At 68.3% G+C, this 15,695-nt stretch carries 13 protein-coding genes and 3 pseudogenes; 3 read left to right on the forward strand and 13 right to left on the reverse strand.

Translation table 11 applies throughout. From position 1 onward, the window contains the following. Positions 1-23: 23 nt before the first annotated feature. From ACIQU6_RS25945 to ACIQU6_RS25985, 9 genes and pseudogenes are all read right to left on the reverse strand, one after another. Positions 24-686: pseudogene (locus ACIQU6_RS25945) on the reverse strand (SAM-dependent methyltransferase); the annotation flags it as partial. A 125-nt stretch (positions 687-811) separates the two neighbouring features. After that, positions 812-1,957 carry a flavodoxin-dependent (E)-4-hydroxy-3-methylbut-2-enyl-diphosphate synthase gene (gene ispG, locus ACIQU6_RS25950; protein WP_403484073.1) on the reverse strand — a complete coding sequence of 382 codons (1,146 nt, stop codon included), beginning with the start codon at positions 1,955-1,957 and terminating at the stop codon, positions 812-814. Continuing rightward, the gene (dxs, locus tag ACIQU6_RS25955; protein ID WP_403484074.1) at positions 1,954-3,840 is read right to left on the reverse strand and encodes a 1-deoxy-D-xylulose-5-phosphate synthase; all 1,887 of its coding nucleotides are present in this window, start codon (positions 3,838-3,840) and stop codon (positions 1,954-1,956) included. The genes ispG and dxs overlap by 4 nt, the downstream gene beginning before the upstream one ends. Before the next feature lie 332 nt (positions 3,841-4,172). Continuing rightward, entirely contained in the window at positions 4,173-5,615 is a 1,443-nt protein-coding gene (locus tag ACIQU6_RS25960; protein WP_403484075.1) for a hypothetical protein, read from the reverse strand. A 193-nt stretch (positions 5,616-5,808) separates the two neighbouring features. Beyond that, positions 5,809-6,441 (reverse strand): hypothetical protein, encoded by a 633-nt coding sequence (locus tag ACIQU6_RS25965; RefSeq protein ID WP_403484076.1) that lies wholly within the window; start codon positions 6,439-6,441, stop codon positions 5,809-5,811. Between the two features lie 20 nt (positions 6,442-6,461). Continuing rightward, on the reverse strand, positions 6,462-7,604 hold the full coding sequence (locus tag ACIQU6_RS25970) for a hypothetical protein (RefSeq protein WP_403484077.1): 1,143 nt from the start codon (positions 7,602-7,604) through the stop codon (positions 6,462-6,464). 136 nt (positions 7,605-7,740) lie between these two features. Continuing rightward, a complete protein-coding gene (locus ACIQU6_RS25975; RefSeq protein ID WP_403484078.1) occupies positions 7,741-8,943 on the reverse strand; it encodes a WXG100 family type VII secretion target in 1,203 nt (400 codons plus the stop codon). Positions 8,944-9,024: 81 nt separating this feature from the next. After that, positions 9,025-9,315 (reverse strand): WXG100 family type VII secretion target, encoded by a 291-nt coding sequence (locus ACIQU6_RS25980; protein ID WP_403484079.1) that lies wholly within the window; start codon positions 9,313-9,315, stop codon positions 9,025-9,027. A gap of 747 nt (positions 9,316-10,062) precedes the next feature. Continuing rightward, positions 10,063-10,398: a hypothetical protein gene (locus tag ACIQU6_RS25985; RefSeq protein ID WP_403484080.1), complete on the reverse strand. Its 336-nt coding sequence runs from the start codon at positions 10,396-10,398 to the stop codon at positions 10,063-10,065. A 370-nt stretch (positions 10,399-10,768) separates the two neighbouring features. On the opposite strand from ACIQU6_RS25985, the gene ACIQU6_RS25990 reads away from it, so the two are divergent. After that, positions 10,769-11,746, forward strand: coding sequence for a zinc-binding alcohol dehydrogenase family protein (locus tag ACIQU6_RS25990; protein WP_403484081.1), 978 nt, complete (start codon positions 10,769-10,771; stop codon positions 11,744-11,746). A 319-nt stretch (positions 11,747-12,065) separates the two neighbouring features. Here ACIQU6_RS25990 and ACIQU6_RS25995 read toward each other — a convergent pair. Beyond that, positions 12,066-12,212: pseudogene (locus ACIQU6_RS25995) on the reverse strand (peptidase C39 family protein); the annotation flags it as partial. 367 nt (positions 12,213-12,579) lie between these two features. Here ACIQU6_RS25995 and ACIQU6_RS26000 point away from each other — a divergent pair. Both ACIQU6_RS26000 and ACIQU6_RS26005 read left to right on the forward strand, forming a co-directional pair. After that, the gene (locus ACIQU6_RS26000) at positions 12,580-12,768 is read left to right on the forward strand and encodes a helix-turn-helix domain-containing protein (RefSeq protein WP_403484082.1); all 189 of its coding nucleotides are present in this window, start codon (positions 12,580-12,582) and stop codon (positions 12,766-12,768) included. Then, positions 12,765-12,875: pseudogene (locus ACIQU6_RS26005) on the forward strand (3-hydroxyacyl-CoA dehydrogenase family protein); the annotation flags it as partial. The gene ACIQU6_RS26000 and the pseudogene ACIQU6_RS26005, both read left to right, overlap by 4 nt. 531 nt (positions 12,876-13,406) lie before the next feature. On the opposite strand, the gene ACIQU6_RS26010 reads toward ACIQU6_RS26005, so the two are convergent. The 3 genes from ACIQU6_RS26010 to ACIQU6_RS26020 are packed head-to-tail and all read right to left on the reverse strand — an operon-like array spanning position 13,407 to position 15,613. After that, a complete protein-coding gene (locus ACIQU6_RS26010) occupies positions 13,407-14,162 on the reverse strand; it encodes a hypothetical protein (protein ID WP_403484083.1) in 756 nt (251 codons plus the stop codon). A 7-nt stretch (positions 14,163-14,169) separates the two neighbouring features. Further along, complete coding sequence (locus tag ACIQU6_RS26015; RefSeq protein WP_403484084.1) at positions 14,170-15,297, reverse strand: WXG100 family type VII secretion target; 1,128 nt, start codon at positions 15,295-15,297, stop codon at positions 14,170-14,172. 1 nt (position 15,298) lies between these two features. Further along, entirely contained in the window at positions 15,299-15,613 is a 315-nt protein-coding gene (locus tag ACIQU6_RS26020) for an ESX-1 secretion-associated protein (protein ID WP_403484085.1), read from the reverse strand. Positions 15,614-15,695 lie beyond the last annotated feature (82 nt).

Genomic DNA, 15,695 nt, shown 5'->3' on the forward strand with positions numbered 1-15,695 from the left:
GGACGGAGGGTGCTCGCGGGAGGTCAGACGCGGTCGGCGGCGATCAGCAGGTACTGGAAGCTGCCGTTCTTGTAGGCGGTGAGGAACGCGTCCTCGATGCCGGTGGCCAGGGACGACGGGGCGCGCAGCTCCCAGTACGGGAGGGTCGCCTCGGTGAGGTCCACCACGCAGATGGGGACCAGGCGGTTGGCGGCCGTCTCCCTGACATAGGTGGAGCGGGGGTGGATGTCGCAGAGGTAGTGGGCGTTGATCGTGGAGACCTCGCGGGAGGGGTGCCCGTAGGCGTCGTTGTGGCAGCCGGTGACGGTGACGTGGCGGCCGCCGCGGGCCAGCAGCCGGGAGTACTCGGCGAAGAGCAGCGACAGGTCGACGTACATCGTGGACTCGTTGTTCCAGATGGCGCGGTACGAGCCGGTGGCGAGCACGTTCTTGAGGTGGAAGCGGACCTTGTCGGCCACGCCGCGCTTCTCGGCCTGCGCGCCTGCGAAGGCCACCTGGGTCTCGGGGATGGAGATCCCGTCGACGTGGCAGTCGAACCGCTTGTTGGCGACCAGGGTGCCGCCGCCCCGGCCGCAGCCGGAGTCCAGCAGGCGGTCCTCGGGGGCGACGGCCCCGAGGTGGTCGGCGAGGAACTCGGCCTGGGCGGACTCCAGTCGGTGCAGCTCGGCGATGATCGCCTCGTCGCGGGTGGTGGCAGGTGGGTGGTCATGACAGTGGTTCCTCCCTGTTGGTCATTGCGTGCTGCGTCGGTGGTTCCTCGGTGTGGGCGGACGCGGTCACGAGGTGGGCGCCGGGGGTCGCGGAGAGGGCGTCACGGATCGGTCAAGACGTCTCCCGACGGTCCGGGGCCGGGGTCGGCCTGGGTGAGCTTGAGGGCCTCGTCGAGCAGCGCGTCGACGATCTTCGATTCGGCGACCGTCCGCACGACCCGGCCCCGTACGAAGATCTGGCCCTTGCCGTTGCCGGAGGAGACCCCGATGTCGGCCTCGCGGGCCTCGCCGGGGCCGTTGACGACGCAGCCCATGACGGCCACCCGCAGCGGGTGGGGGAAGCCGTCGAAGGCGGCCTCGACCTGGTCGGCCAGCTTGTGGATGTCGACCTGGAGGCGGCCGCAGCCGGGGCAGGAGACGATCTCCAGCTTCCGGGGCCGCAGTCCGAGGGAGGACAGGATGTGACAGCCGGCCTTGACCTGCTCGACCGGCGGGGCGGACAGCGAGACCCGGATGGTGTCGCCGATCCCCGCCGCCAGCAACACCCCGAACGCCACCGCCGACTTGACCGAACCCTGAAAGGCCGGGCCCGCCTCGGTCACGCCCAGATGCAACGGGTAGTCACAGCTCTCCGCCAGCAGCCGGTTGGCGGCGATCACGGTCAGCGGGTCATGGTGCTTGACCGCGAGCTTCAGGTCGCGGAAACCGTGCTCCTCGAACAGCGAGCACTCCCACAGCGCGGACTCCACCAGCGCCTCCGGGCCGGCCTGCCCGTACTTGGTGAGCAACCGCTTGTCGAGCGAGCCCGCGTTCACCCCGATCCGGATCGGCACCCCGGCCGCCGACGCCGCCGCGGCGATCTCCGCGACCTTGTCGTCGAACCGCTTGATGTTGCCGGGGTTGACCCGCACCGCCGCGCAGCCGGCGTCGATGGCCTGGAAGACGTAGCGCGGCTGGAAGTGGATGTCGGCGACGACGGGGATCGGGGACCTGCGCGCGATGGCCGGCAGCGCGTCGGCGTCGTCCTGGGAGGGGACCGCGACCCGGACGATGTCGCAGCCGGCGGCGGTGACTTCGGCGATCTGCTGGAGGGTGGCGTCGACGTCGGCGGTCAGGGTGGTGGTCATGGTCTGCACGGAGATGGGTGCGCCGTCGCCGACCGGGACGCCACCGACGTCGATCCGGCGCGAGGGGCGGCGGGCGGGCAGGCGGGGCGGCACGGCGGGCAGGCCCAGGTCGATGGTCATGGCCGGATCTCCGGTTCCAGGTGCGGGAGGTGGGCGCGGGCACGCAGGACGGAGTGGACGATGCCGGAGCGGTTCAGGCCGGCCGCGGCGAGCAGTGCCTCGCGGGTGCCGTGGTGGATGAACCGCCCGGGCAGACCGAGCACGCGGACCGGCACGGTGGAGCCGGCGTCGGCCAGGGCGCGGGCGACGGCGGTACCCATCCCGCCGGAGCGGGTGTTGTCCTCGACGGTCACCACCACGCGGTGCCGGCCGCCCAGTTCCGTGAGCTCCTCGGGCACCGGCAGCACCCAGCGCGGGTCCGCGACGGTGACCCCGACGCCCTTTGCCGCCAGATAGCGCGCGGCCTCCAACGCCGGCCCGGCCAGCGGGCCGACCGGCACCAGCAGCACGTCCCGGGTATCGGTGCGGTACAGGACGTCGACGGGTCCGATGCGTTCGACGGCCGGCAGGTCGGTGCCGGCGGTCGCCTTCGGGAAGCGCAGCGCGGTCGGCCCCGAGGCGCAGTCCAGCGCCTCGGCGAGCAGTTCGCGCAGCCGCGCCGCGTCCCGTGGCACCGCCACCCGCATGCCCGGCACCGCGCCGAGCACGGTCAGGTCCCACATGCCGTGGTGGCTCGGCCCGTCCGGGCCGGTGATGCCGGCGCGGTCCAGGGCGAAGGTGACCGGCAGCCGGTGCAGCGCCACGTCCATCAACACCTGGTCGAAGGCGCGCCCGAGGAAGGTGGCGTAGACCGCGACCACCGGGTGCAGCCCGTCCATCGCCAACGCCGCGGCCGAGGTCACGGCGTGCTGCTCGGCGATCCCCACGTCGAAGAACCGCTCGGGAAACCGCTCCCCGAACCGCGCCAGCCCCGTGGGCCCCGGCATGGCCGCCGTGACCGCGACCACGTCCCGGCGCCGCTCCCCCACGTCACGCAGCTCGTCCGCGAAGACGTGCGTCCAGGACGGCCGCCCCGCAGAGGAACGGGGCCGCCCGGACACCGGGTCGAGCACCCCCACCGCATGCATGCAGTCGGCCCGGTCCGTCAGCGCCGGCGGGTACCCCTTCCCCTTGACGGTGACGACGTGCACCACCACCGGCCGGGACAGCTCGCGGGCGACCCGCAACGCCTCCTCCACGGACGGCAGGTGGTGGCCGTCCACCGGCCCGAGATAGCAGAACCCGAGCAGTTCGAAGAGGTTCCCCGCCACCGGCAGCGGCCCCAGGTTGCCGCCGGCCCGCGCCCCGCCCCCGTCCACCAACCAGTCGACGCTGTCCGTCCCGTCACCGCGCAGGTGCTGGAGATGATCCGCCAACGCCCCGATGGTGGGCGCATAGGAACGCTCGTTGTCGTTCAGCACCACGACGACCGGCCGGTCCGGATGCGCCCCCAGGTTGTTCATCGCCTCCCAGGCCATGCCCCCGGTCAGCGCCCCGTCGCCGATCACGGCCACCACCGCCCGGTCGCGCTCCCCGTGCAGCCGACGCGCCTTGGCCAGCCCGTCCGCGTAGGAAAGGGCCGTCGAGGCATGGGAGTTCTCGATCACGTCGTGCTCGGACTCGGCCCGCGACGGGTAGCCCGACAGCCCCCCGCGCTGCCGCAGCCCGTCGAAGTCCGCGGCCCGTCCGGTCAACAGCTTGTGCACATACGCCTGGTGACCGGTGTCGAAGAGCAGGGTGTCGTGCGGCGAGTCGAAGACCCGGTGGAGCGCGAGCGTCAGCTCCACCATGCCCAGGTTCGGCCCGAGGTGGCCGCCGACGGCGGTGACCTTCTCGATCAGGAACGCGCGGATCTCCGCCGCGAGGGCCTCCAACGCCTCGTACGGCAGACCGCGCAGGGCGGCGGGGCGGTCGAGGTCGGCCAACGGGGGGAGCGTTACGGGATGGTGCGTGGAAGGGGTCATCGGAACCTCACATCGAGAACCGGACGCCGACGGGGCACCCCTGGGAGGCGCCGACTCGGGCTTCCATCAAGCGCCGAAACCGGCCGCCCCGGAACCCCGTACCGCCGCGCGAGCCATGAACGCGTTGAACGCTCGTGAGCTTGTGAAGTCGAGGGCATGCGCGGGCGGGACCGAAGGGGCAGGGGGAGCAACCGGGCTGGTGGGCACGCCTGGGCGCCAAGTGCCGGCTGGTGCTGGCTGGTTGCTGGTTTCCAGTCGCTGGCTGCTGGCTGCTGGCTGCTGCGCTTACGCGGCGCGGGGCAACGGGCGGAGCGGCAACGACGCGGCGCCCGTCAGGCCATGCGGGTCGGCCTGGTCGAGTACGTCGAGTACGTCGAGTGGGCCGGATCGGACAGACGGGCGCCGCGGCCCGCCGGCTCCGGATTGGCCAGACGGGCCGGGCGCAGGACGCCCCGCGCCCGCTCCTGCACCCCCGCCGCGTGCGGATGGCGGGCGAAGCTGCGCAGGGTACGGGTGAGGCGGCCGAGGGCCTGGTCGGCCTGGACGGAGTGGAGGCGCGGATAGACGTCGAGAAAGGCGTGCCAGCGCGCGCAGGCTTCCTCCAACCTCCCCTGTTCCAACAGCATTTCGGCGATCCGCGCCTGGGTCAGCGCGTCCCCGCGCCGTTCACCGCCGGAGCGGTGGCGTACCGAGTCGTGCAGGGCGGCCAGCGCGTCCTCCGTCCGCCCGAGGGCCCGGAACGTCAGCGCGCGTTGGTAGTCGAGCCCGGACCGGGGATAGGCGGTGAACGGCCCGGGCGCACCGGAAGCCCGCTCGTGCGCCCCCTCCGCCGCCCCGAGATCCGCCAACGCCTCCCGCACACGACGCTGCGTGGCCCGCACCAGGGCCCGCTGGACCAACACGAACGCCTGCACGTCGAGCCCCGCCGCATCCACCCCCACCGCGGCCTGGGCGAGCTCCGCGGCGTGGTGCAGATACCCCAACCGCAGCGCCTGACCACTCATCACCCGCAGCGTGACGGCCCGCACGGCCCTGCTCCCGGCCTCACGAGCCAGCGACAGCGCCGTCCGGAAGTACCGTCGAGCCAGGCCGTGATGCCCGGCATCGTCCGTCATGACCGCCAACACATGCGTCAACTGGGCGCCCCCGGTAAGCAGTTCGCGGTGCCACGACTCGGTCCCCGAAGCGTTCAGCAGCGGCACGACGTCATCCCCGAGATAGGCGGCCAACGCCGTCCGCGCATGTCCGCCCCCGTGCGTCTGCGCCAGGGACACGAACACCCCGCTCATCTCCGTCAGCCCCTGCACGTCGGACGGATGGGCCGCCCGCCGCCGCGCCGCCACCCTGGCAGGGGGCTGGGCGGGCCCGGGCCGCGCGGAGGGCGCGGTCGTCACCGTGTAAACGGTCCGCGCCAACTCGGCCCGCTGCGCCGGATCCGACTCCCCCCGGCACAACGCGCCCAACCGCCGCAGCGGCTCCCCCTCCTCGGCCAAACCGGGTCGTACGGCCGCCGCTCTCGGGAACTGCGTGAGCCCGGTCTCCTGAGCGGTGACCGGACGCCCGCTGCGACGGCTCAACGCCTGGGCCGCCAGGTCCGGGACGGGCGCCCGCGGCCGGGAGCCGGTGAGCCAGTGCGCGACGGACGTGCGGTCGTACCGCAGCACCAACCCCTGGGCCGTGCCCAGGGCGTTGACCGCCCGCGCCAGATCAGCGGCGCTCCAGTCGGCCTCCAACAGCAGCGCGGACAACTGCCGATTGGGCGTGCAGCGAGACACAGTGCCCCCACCCTCACGTCGCCTCGACTCCCCCACCACGCACGCACCTCCGCGCGGCGGGCCCAGACCAGCGATTCAAGGCCCCTACCCCCCGCCCGGGAACCCCTCCCATCCCCCGAACCCCGTGAAACCAGTGAAACGCCCCCGACAAAGGCCCCGTGCCCAGCCGCGAAACACCCGCCGCCACCGACACCTACGGAACCGCGTCCCCAGCACTCAACGTGCAAGGAAACGCTGCCAAAAATCCCGTATCCCCAGGAACCAACACCGTCCCCCAGGAACCGTCGGCGAACCCGATCTGAAACTCCTTGGTGTCCTTCCGTCTACGACGTGTCCAGGCAATGCTCTCCCGCGGGAACACAGCCCCCAACTCATGGGCGTCACCCAGCCTTTCGCCGCCACGGCGCTTCTGCCAGTAGACAAAGCGCACATGGCTCTCACTGAGCGCGAAGGCCGTCACCACACCTCCCGAACACCGCGGCTGCAAGGCAGCCATCCACTGCCCCGCCAGTCCCTCCCAGGTGCCGAAGAAGTGCGCGTTCTTCCGCTGCCGTGCCGCTCTCACGACCGGGTCATCGCTGCTCGCATCGGGCTCCGGAAAGGCGTTGAAGGCGACCTTGAAGATCAGCGGAACGAAAGAGAAGGCACGCGCCCACCCGTCCCCTGGCATGCTGCGCCCGACCAGTACCTCCGGCCGCACGAACTTCGGTGCATCGCCGCCACCTTCGACGCTCTGGGTGACATGAACGGCCCGAAAAACCTCGGCATCCCGTTCACCAGCGGGCAACACGGCCCGCACCCGATCCACAAGGTCGCTCTGACTCATCTTTGGCCGTTCCTCCCAATTCACCCGAAAACAGAGCCGGTTGGCTCGGCATCGACAGCACGGTCACACGGAGACGCCACTTCGGCCGTGAGCCGTCCGGCGGCCACATCGACGGCAAGCACGAAGGAATGGCCCAGCCGGTTTCCGGAGATGTCGACTTCCCACGCACGCACCGCGTCTCCCGTCTCCCCCCTCTCCGACTCCCAACCGTTGTCGGAGAAGGCCGCCACCACCCGCGACAGCGCAGCGGGCAGCGCACTACCCGGCACGAGATCGATGTGCCACACGTGTTTCGCGGAACACGGCGTGCGCAGGCCCTTGCCCCAGCAGCCCTCGCAGGTGATCGCCGCCAGGGAATCCGGACCGCCCACGCGGCCGCGCAGGGCTACGGCGTCGAGCAGCCTACTGGAGCACCTGTACAGGGCCTTCTTGACGGCCTCGGCCGGCTCGACGGAGGCCGGAACCGATGGCGCGCTCCGCATAGTGCGGTAGTCCGCGATCTCCAGATCCGTGCCCCAGTCGACCGTGTTCAGAATCTCGCGGAAGAGCTCGACGTGGAGATCCCAGTCTTCGCCCGCCTGCGAGGTCAGTTCGAAGATCAGCATCTCCGCGGTGCCGGGCAGGGGAATGTAGCCCTGCATCTGCGACTGGCTGACCGGAAGTTCGCGACCCGACACCGACCATTCCGCGCTGATGACGTACGAGGACGTGCCGACGCGGAGGAGAGCGGTCCCACAGGTCAACTCCACTGACTGGAAGTCGTCGTCCGGGTACTTCCGCTCAAGGGTTTCGCGCGTCTTGCGCAGCGCCGCGGTCTCGTTCTCGGCATCGTGCGCCACCTGGCTGACGACAAGGGTGGACAGGCCCGGCCGCTCGTCGACCTCAAGAGGGCAGAGTCCCGCGTAGATGACATCGGCCTCCGCCATCGGCTCCAACTGCGCCGAAAGTCCCAGCGCGAAGCGGTACTGGTACTCCGCCGGATGGTCCGGCAGGAGGTCCGTGACCAATGCGTGCAACTGCGTGGCTGCCGCCTCGTCATCCACGGCATTCACGGGGAGTTCGCGGACGAACGGCGGCATGATCCAGCCGATATGCAGCTTGGTGGCCTGCCGTTGCTGGGGAGTTGTCGTCCTGGTCGTGGTGTCGCCGGCGTCGTTCGGCATTTTCTGGTCCCTTCGCTGCGCACGCAGCAGGGGGTCGCGTCGGGGCGGGCGCACTCGCGGCACCGCCGCACTGTCCCGATTCGCGCAACCCGATAGCCGCGTGAACGATTTCTCCTGTCCTCGCGCTGCGCCGGACCTAATTCTCTTCCTCACCGGACAACTGCTTCGCGGCGCCGTGGATGAACGACCCTGCCTTGATGGGGAGTTGGATACCGGCCTCCACGGCAGTCGGCACCTTCCCCTCCGGGAACCTGCCCTTCAGGAGCATATTGATGCCCTTCTGGCTGAGCGGGGCACGCACGCCGTCGTAGATCTTCTGACCGAGCTCCTCGCCTCGGGCCAGACCCTTGGCTCCGGCGGCCGCCCTTCCCAAAAGGCTGGCCCCCTCTGCTGCGCCCACAGCCGTTTTGGCACCGGCGACGGCCGACTTCGCGATGCCGCCGACGCCGGGAATGACCCCGAGTGCATCGAGCCCGATCTTCCATCCCGGCGTGCCGTTCCCGCGCGCGTTGCCGATCCAGTGACCCGCCATGGCTCCGGCGGCACAGACCGCGGAGGCTCCCGCGAGCACGCCGCCTGCCACCGTTCCCACGACCGGTACGAATTCACAGGCAAGTGCGGCCGCGGCCAGGCCCGACGAGATCGTCGACAGCAGATCGGCGTGGTCGACCAGCCAGTCCGTGAACGCCCGGAAGCCGGCCTTCAGGCCGTCAATGGCCTTGTTCCACCAGTGGATGTCCGGCGGGTGGTTCTCCGACGCCTTGAGGATCGCGCGTTCGGCCTCGCCGGCGCGGTCCTTCCACTGAGCATGGATGCGCTCGGCCTCACGGATGAGATGTTCCAACTTTTCCTTGGACCCGTTGGCCGCGTCCCGCGCGTCACCCAAGTTCGTCATGAGCTGCTTGAACCCGGGGTCGTTCGCATCCACCGTCGCCAGGTTGAGCGAGTCGTACTGCTTCTTCAGGCTCTCGAATTGCGCTTGCTCGGACTTCAGTCGATGACGGGCAGATGCCGCCTCGGCCTCGATGTTCCCGGCCTTGTCCTGGAATCCCTGCAGATGAGTGTGCCAGCCACGCAGCGCCTTGGCACAGTCATGCATGGATTCGCTGCCTTGGTGAAGGTACTTGGGCAGTTCACCGAGTTTCTTCGCGAAGTTCCGCGCCGCTTCGCCTTCCCACGCGCCATCGCTCCTACCGATCGACTTGAGCATGTGGTCGAGCTCGTCCAGTTCGTCGCCGACGGACTTCACATCCGAAGCAAGCGCCTGGATCTGGTCCAGATCCCCCTTGGCCGGATTGAAACCGACGCCGGGCCAAGCCGAGTCGTCCTCGATGAACATACTGCGCCAAGACATGCGTTTCCCCCTGTGGTCAATCTTTTCCTCGACTCTGAACCGGGCAGTGCCGAACCGTGCTGGCGGCTACTTCCTGCCCATCATCTTGGCGTTTTCTGCTTCGCCGGCCTTATAGGCGTCCAGTGTCACCTGGAGCTTCTCGTGAATCTCCTTGGACGCTTTCGCGATGCGCTTGATGCCATCGCCCCACTGATCCTGAAACTCATCGCAGGCGTCATCGAGGCCACCGGTACCCAGGGTCTTCGGGCCCACCTTTTCGAGACGGCGCTGCGCATCCCGCATGCGGTCGCCCGCCTCCGAGAGCTTCGTGAGCATCTCCTGGATGCGTCCGACATCAATTTTGAAGTCTGTCGCCATGATGCGATTCCCCCTTCGCCCGGACATTTCCTCACTTCTACCCCGCCCGCGGCACCGGACGGAAATCCGTTCACGCCGACAGAGGAAAACGTACCGGCCGGAAGACATCACGGCCCCGCACGTCCCGCCACCTTATCGCACCCCAATGTCAGCAATGATCTTGGCTTGACCGAAAACAGCGCAGCGAACACGCGGGCGGAAGGAGAGACGACACGACACAGGCACCGCGATACCGAACCGTAAGAATATGTCGGAAATACTCCACTGTATGGGCGTTCCAACGAGATATTCGAAACGGAACGCTTTGCCGTAAGCCACCTCGCCCAGGATCGAGCCGGGCGCTATCGCACCCCAATCCCCCGCGACACCCCCTACCCCCTACTGCCCCGCTGACAGTTCGACCGGGAAGCGGAGTCAACACACGCCCCCCGAGCCGGACTTGATCTGGTCTGCTGCGTCCTTGCGCTTCCTTCGTAGCAAGATGGTCCCGAACTGGGGTGTGGGTACGTGGCAGACGCATCCGAAGTCAGCAGACATGCAGGGCAAGGGCCCGGGCTCATTCACGTCAAACAAGCCCAGTCGAAGCCGTGTTGACTCCATGCCGACTCGTCGCCGGCCTCCCCTGCCGCCCCTTCCAGTCCGGTCGTGGACGCTGCGCCGAACCCGCGCCGACTTCCGCCACCGCCCGGTGGAACCGTCCGTGGCCGGCTCGGTGCCGCAACGCCCTCAAGAGAAAGCGCGATCCTCTTAGCGTAGTGAGGAAGGGTCCGCCGGCCGCCCCGCGCAGAACAGATTCCTGCGTGTGGCACGGATGTCGCACTTGCCATTGGGGGTGAAGACGATCTCGGGGACGACGTGGACCTCCTGTGGGACGAGAGCGGAGGGCAACGCTGCGGCGAGGGAGTTCCGGACAGTCTCGGCGAACGCCAGGCTGTCGAGGGGCATTTGACGTGGCAGGACGAAGAGTTCCAGGGCATCGAGCGGACCGCGGACGATGTCGAAGGCGGCGTTGGCGACGCCCGGAATGCTCAGTACGTGGTGGCGGAGTTCGCCAAGTTCGACGCGATGGCTATTGATCTTCATCTGGTCGTCCTGACGGCCGAGACAGAGCAGTGCACCGTCCGGAAGCACCTCGACCAAGTCGCCGGTCCGGTAGGCTCTGCCGCCGTCTCTCCCCCAGATCACGTTCGTCTATGAACCGCCCTCCGCCTTCGGGCTGTCCCAGAAATCCGGCGGCCACGGAACGGCATGCGATCACCAGCTCCCCGGTGTCCCCGCCGGTACGCTGGCTCGCGCCTGCGGCGGATATGTCGAGCCGGTCCGCGAGTGCGTACGGAGATGGCCGACCAGCGGACGGCGCGGTTCGTGGCGACCACCGGCTGAACTACCCTCCCCACAACCCCTGTTGCCCCGCCGCCCCTTTCCCTGTTCATCTGATGAGGAGTGACATTCCGTGCGCGCTGTGACGATCCCCCGCTTCGGTGGCCCCGAGGTACTGGAGTACACCGAGATCGAGGCCCCGACCCCCGGGCCCGGTCAGGTCGCCATCGACGTGACCCACGCCGGCGTGAACTACGCCGAGATCCTCTTCCGCCAGGGCGCGGTGGACGTTCCCCTGCCCTACGTACCGGGCATCGAGGCCGCCGGTCGCGTCCGCGCGCTCGGCGACGGGGTGACGGGCCTGCGGGTCGGGCAGCCGGTGACAGCCCTGACCATGACCATGGGCGGCGGCTACGGCGAGGTGGCCGTCACCGACGCACGGCTCGTCGCCCCGCTCCCGGACGACGCGGACCTCGCCCTGTTGGCCGCCGTGCCCTCCAACAGCACCACGGCGTGGCTGGTGCTCGGCGAGGTGGCACGACTGCGCGAGGGCGAGCGGGTGCTGGTGCACGCCGCGGCCGGCGGCGTGGGCAGCCAACTCGGCCAGGTGGCCAAGCTGCTGGGCGCCGGCCAGGTGGTGGGCACGGTGGGCTCGCCGGAGAAACTGGAGAAGGCCGCCGCCTTCGGCTACGACAAGGTCGTACTCCGCGACGAACTGACCGACTCCGTGGAGGAGTTGACCGGTGGTAGCGGATTCGACGTGGCCGTCGACCCGGTCGGCGGCGGGGCCCGCCGGGCGAGCCTCGACGCGCTAGCCCGGGGCGGACGCCTGATCGCCATGGGCAACGCCTCCGGCGCCGACGCCGTCCACTTCGACGCGAACGAGCTGTGGTTCAGCGGCAAGGGTGTGCTCGGCTTCAACCTCGGCGCCCTGAGCGGCGAGCGCCCGGAGGCCGTGGCACCGGTGCTACGACGCGCCGTCGACGCCGTGTTGGACGGCGCGCTGCGCGTCGAGGTCGGCGAGGTACTGGAACTGCGCGACGCAGCACGGGCCCATCGCCACATCGAAACCGGCCGCAGCACCGGCAAGCAGGTACTTGCCATGCCGTAACAACTCGCCCACACGCCCGGCCCGCGGCAAATCCGCGGGCCGGGCGAACCCGCGGTCCGCTAGCCGGTAGGGCGCCTTCGTGCCTCTGGGCGCGCTGTCACGCGAGTCCCCTGAGGACGGAAGATCCACAATTTCCATCAGCCGCTCTCCTCAAGCGGCGCCGACCTTCGCCGGAAACAGGCGACCGCACCCCTGACGAACGGAGCGTCCCTTCACAAACTCCCCGGTGGCCAGGGCGCCGGTTCCATCAAGGTCACGGTCGATCGGTGCCGGCGCCTACCTGTCGGAGGAATTGGCCGTCGGGATCGCCGCCTGATCGCTAACGGATGCCGAGCTCGCGCAGGACGCGATGCTGAGCTGGTGTGGGGTGCGCCGGGAAGTAGAGGTCACAGACCCCACCCGAGCCGGACTTGACCTTGCCCTCGGCGTCCTTGCGTTTGGTCCTCAGCCAGATGGTCTCGAACTGGGATGCGGGCACTTAGCAGACGCATCCGAATTCAGCAAACATGCAGGTCAATGGCTTGGGCTCGTTCGCAACGAACGAGCCCAAGCCGCGGCGTGCTGACTTCGTGCTGAGTTCCAGTGCCGCCCCTTCCGGTCCGGTCGAGGCCGTTGCGCTGGATCGGTGCTGACTTTCGTCACCGCCTGGTGGATCCGTGGCCAGACCAAGGCCGCAACACCCTCACACCATCACGCCCTTCAAGGCCGCCGCCTTCGCCGACACTCCTCGCGACTGGCCTCAGCAATCTCAAGTAACGCTACGTGGAAGCATTTGGTGCGGCCGGAGTTCATCCCTATTGTGTCGCACTCCCAACCTCCGGACGTGAACAGCTATGGATCAAACCATGTGGACCGTGCCGACCCTTGCGCACTTTCTCGGCAAGCCCGTGTCATGGGTTTACGACAACCACGAGAAGCAGGCCATCCCCAGCTTCCGCGTGGGACAACAACTGCGGTTCTGGCCCAGCGAGATCAAGAAGTGGCTGGAAGATTATTGTCGCGAGCAGAAAGCTGCTGCATGAACGAGGAGTACAAGGTACCGCTGTACGCTGCGCCGCCGTTGCTCCAGCGGATGGTGGACGCGGGGCGGCTCGGGCGGAAGAGCGGGTCGGGGTTCTACTCCTACTAGGGAGTGCAGCGTCGCCACCAAGAGGCGCTGTTCCAGGGGGAGTTCACCTGGAACAGCGCCAATTTCGGCGCAGCAACTGGGGACTCTCGCTGTCCCCTCGAGCTCCTCGTCCACGCCGTCGTGCTTGATTGAAGCGGCCTCCGCAGTGAGTCACCACAGTGAGTGCCATCGGTGAGCCGAAAAGCACTCCTGACCTGGGGCTTTGCGTCTTTCAGAGCCGTCGTGGCCTTGTCACTTACTCAGCGAAAAATCCCTGAAAAGTCCCTGGGACAGAGCTGAAAGTCCCTGCGAAGCCCCTGGCATGGACCAGCCTGACCTGCGTCTTCGAGCCCTGCATCGGTGGTGGGGACGACGATCGATGCCGCTGGCTCGACCCCTTCCCGGGCTCTGGCGCAGTCCTCCAGGAGGCCCTGTGGGACCACCGGGAAAGCATGGAGCGCTGCAGCGGCTGCCTTCTTGGGCAGGCGTTCTTCTCGGCGCGCGGCCGGTGCCCCTCGCGTCATCTTCCTGCTCTGCACCTCGCGCTCACGGTCAGCCATCCTCCTGTTCGGGCTGGCTGCGTGGCCGTTGTCGCACAGGCCAGCGGCTGGGATCTGCTGCCCGGCGGATGAGCCCTTCCCGGATGGGCGCACGGTGCTTGCCGACGCCGCCCTTTGGATCGTTGCCGGATTCCTGTTGCTGGGGCCAGTGCCATACCCGTTCGGGAAAGCCGTCGATGATGGCCGTGAGGGTCTCGGCGAGGGACAGGAGATCCTCGTAGGTCTTGCGTCCGTCCGTCCACCCGATCATGCGGTTGCCCTCGATGCGCCAGCCCAACTTGGCTTGGTGCATGAGTCGTTCCATGGCATGTGTGCTGATAAGGGCTGCGAAGTCGGGGTCATCAGCGCAGTAATGCACCAGGTGGGTTCCGAGGTTGGGCAAGTCCCTTCCGCGGCCGGTGACGCGGTTGAGTGCGGGAATTTTCTCTACCTGCCGGGTGACCACCAGTCGTCTGCTCGTGAGAGCGGTGGCCGGGAGTGCGCGGGGCAGGGGGAGTACGACTACGGAATAGTTCCACGCGACACTGGCCTTGCCGCTGCGCTCCCATGCGAGGAGGCGGAACATGCTCACCTCGCGGCCCTGGAAGCTGCCTTGGAGCAGATCACGCATACCGAAGCCATCGGTGCCGAGGCTGAACGGGTATCCGCGATCGTCGAACGTGGCGCGGTAGTCCCGCGGCGCTGTCTTGCGGTACGTCCAGGCCGGGTCGTCGCGGAAGCGTCTGATGCTTTTGCGAACTTCAAACACAGGTTGATCAATCGTCCGGAGTCGTTGTGTTGTTGTCCTCGTTCTCCGCCGGTGTCGTCATATTGTTGGTTGCGTTGCCCGCACCGTAGATGATGCCGTCGGCGGCGATCTGCTGAAAAGCGGGGAAATGGGCAAGTCCCCCCTTACGGTGCTTGCCACTCATGCTCTCGAATGCCTTGTCCCCCGCGTGGTTTTCCGCTCCGCCAACCGCTCCAGCAGCACCGCTGAAGCCCATATCCCGCAGGACGTCCTTTTTCTCCCCTTCGAACAGTATTTCCGCCCCGTCTGCGGCGGCTTGGCCGCCCGCACTGCCCACGCCTTCGACGGCCATCCTGCCGAGGATATTCTGGCTGCGCAGTCCCGCGCCGATGGCCATGCCGGGGGCCCATGCCGCTCCGTGCCCCCCGGAACTCTCCGACCATTTCTCGACCTTCGCCCCAAGCCTGCCCCCGGCTTCCGAGGCCCCCGTGCCCACCCCCGCGGCGATGACGGCGTCCTGGATGTCCTCACCCCAGTTAACTTCCTGCCCGGACAGGGACTGGCCCAAGACGTTGCCGGTGAAGTTAGCGCCGGTGTTCTTGCCGAAGTCGACAGCGATCTTGAGCAGCTTGCTCTTCTCCATGGCCTCCTTCACCGTCTCCAGCATCTTGGCGACCCGGATCAGAAGCTGACCGAGGCGCGTGACCTCACCCGCCGCCTCAGCGACCTCCGCAGCTGCCGCGCCCGCCGCGAGCGCGTCGGAGAAGCCCGCGGTCACCACCGACAGACCGATGCCGATCGCGGCCGTCACAAGGACTTCCTCGATCACACGGTGGACTTCGTCGTTGGCCTTCTGAATGGCGTCAGCAGTGGACTCCAACTGCCTTGCCACAGTTTCGAACTGCGGCAAGGACTTCTCCACCTGGCTCCTGGTGTGCTTCCAGTGAGCGTGGAAGGCGTCGGCGGCAGCGCCCGTCCAACTGTCGCCGAGCCGAGTGACCTCGTGATCCTGGGTCTCGATGGTGCTCTTGAGGTCGTGGGCCATGCCCCGCCACGCTTCGGCGCAGGCCCGTAGGACGGAGGGGTCCCCGCCGGGGTTGAACAGGTCGAAGCTCTTCTCGATCTGCGGTTGCTGCTCCTGCTGCTGACCTGCCATGTCACTTCCCCCCGAACTGCTGCGCCTGCGCGGCGTCAGCCCCTTGGTAGGAGGCGACCGTGTGATGCAGGCCGGCGGCGTAGTTCCGCAGACCTGCGCATAACTCCTGAAGGACCAACGCGGTATGGCGGGTCATCTCCACGTACTGGGAAAGGGTTTCGGTGGACTCCGACATCACGCCGAAGGCGTCGTCCACGTTTTCCGCCCGCTTGGCGAAGTCACCGACGCGGCTGTCTAAGTGCTCGGCAGAGGCGGTGAAGTCCTTCCCTAGAGCCGTAACAGGCTCGGGATGAATCGAAAAATGCTCATGAGCCATCGTGGTTCCCCCGGTGAAGCCGTATGTGATCAGTCCGCTCAGCGAGCGTAGGCAGATGAGCAACACAGATCGCGTTCGCGAG

Source organism: Streptomyces sp. NPDC090442, assembly GCF_044769405.1.
Lineage (GTDB): Bacteria > Actinomycetota > Actinomycetes > Streptomycetales > Streptomycetaceae > Streptomyces.

Bases quoted from the DNA above. Each gene is read 5' to 3' on its own strand.
- ispG (WP_403484073.1), bottom strand. From the start codon at position 1,957: ATGACCATCGACCTGGGCCTGCCCGCCGTGCCGCCCCGCCTGCCCGCC.
- dxs (WP_403484074.1), bottom strand. From the start codon at position 3,840: ATGACCCCTTCCACGCACCATCCCGTAACGCTCCCCCCGTTGGCCGAC.
- ACIQU6_RS25965 (WP_403484076.1), bottom strand. From the start codon at position 6,441: ATGAGTCAGAGCGACCTTGTGGATCGGGTGCGGGCCGTGTTGCCCGCT.
- ACIQU6_RS25970 (WP_403484077.1), bottom strand. From the start codon at position 7,604: ATGCCGAACGACGCCGGCGACACCACGACCAGGACGACAACTCCCCAG.
- ACIQU6_RS25975 (WP_403484078.1), bottom strand. From the start codon at position 8,943: ATGTTCATCGAGGACGACTCGGCTTGGCCCGGCGTCGGTTTCAATCCG.
- ACIQU6_RS25980 (WP_403484079.1), bottom strand. From the start codon at position 9,315: ATGGCGACAGACTTCAAAATTGATGTCGGACGCATCCAGGAGATGCTC.
- ACIQU6_RS25985 (WP_403484080.1), bottom strand. From the start codon at position 10,398: ATGAAGATCAATAGCCATCGCGTCGAACTTGGCGAACTCCGCCACCAC.
- ACIQU6_RS26000 (WP_403484082.1), top strand. From the start codon at position 12,580: ATGGATCAAACCATGTGGACCGTGCCGACCCTTGCGCACTTTCTCGGC.
- ACIQU6_RS26015 (WP_403484084.1), bottom strand. From the start codon at position 15,297: ATGGCAGGTCAGCAGCAGGAGCAGCAACCGCAGATCGAGAAGAGCTTC.
- ACIQU6_RS26020 (WP_403484085.1), bottom strand. From the start codon at position 15,613: ATGGCTCATGAGCATTTTTCGATTCATCCCGAGCCTGTTACGGCTCTA.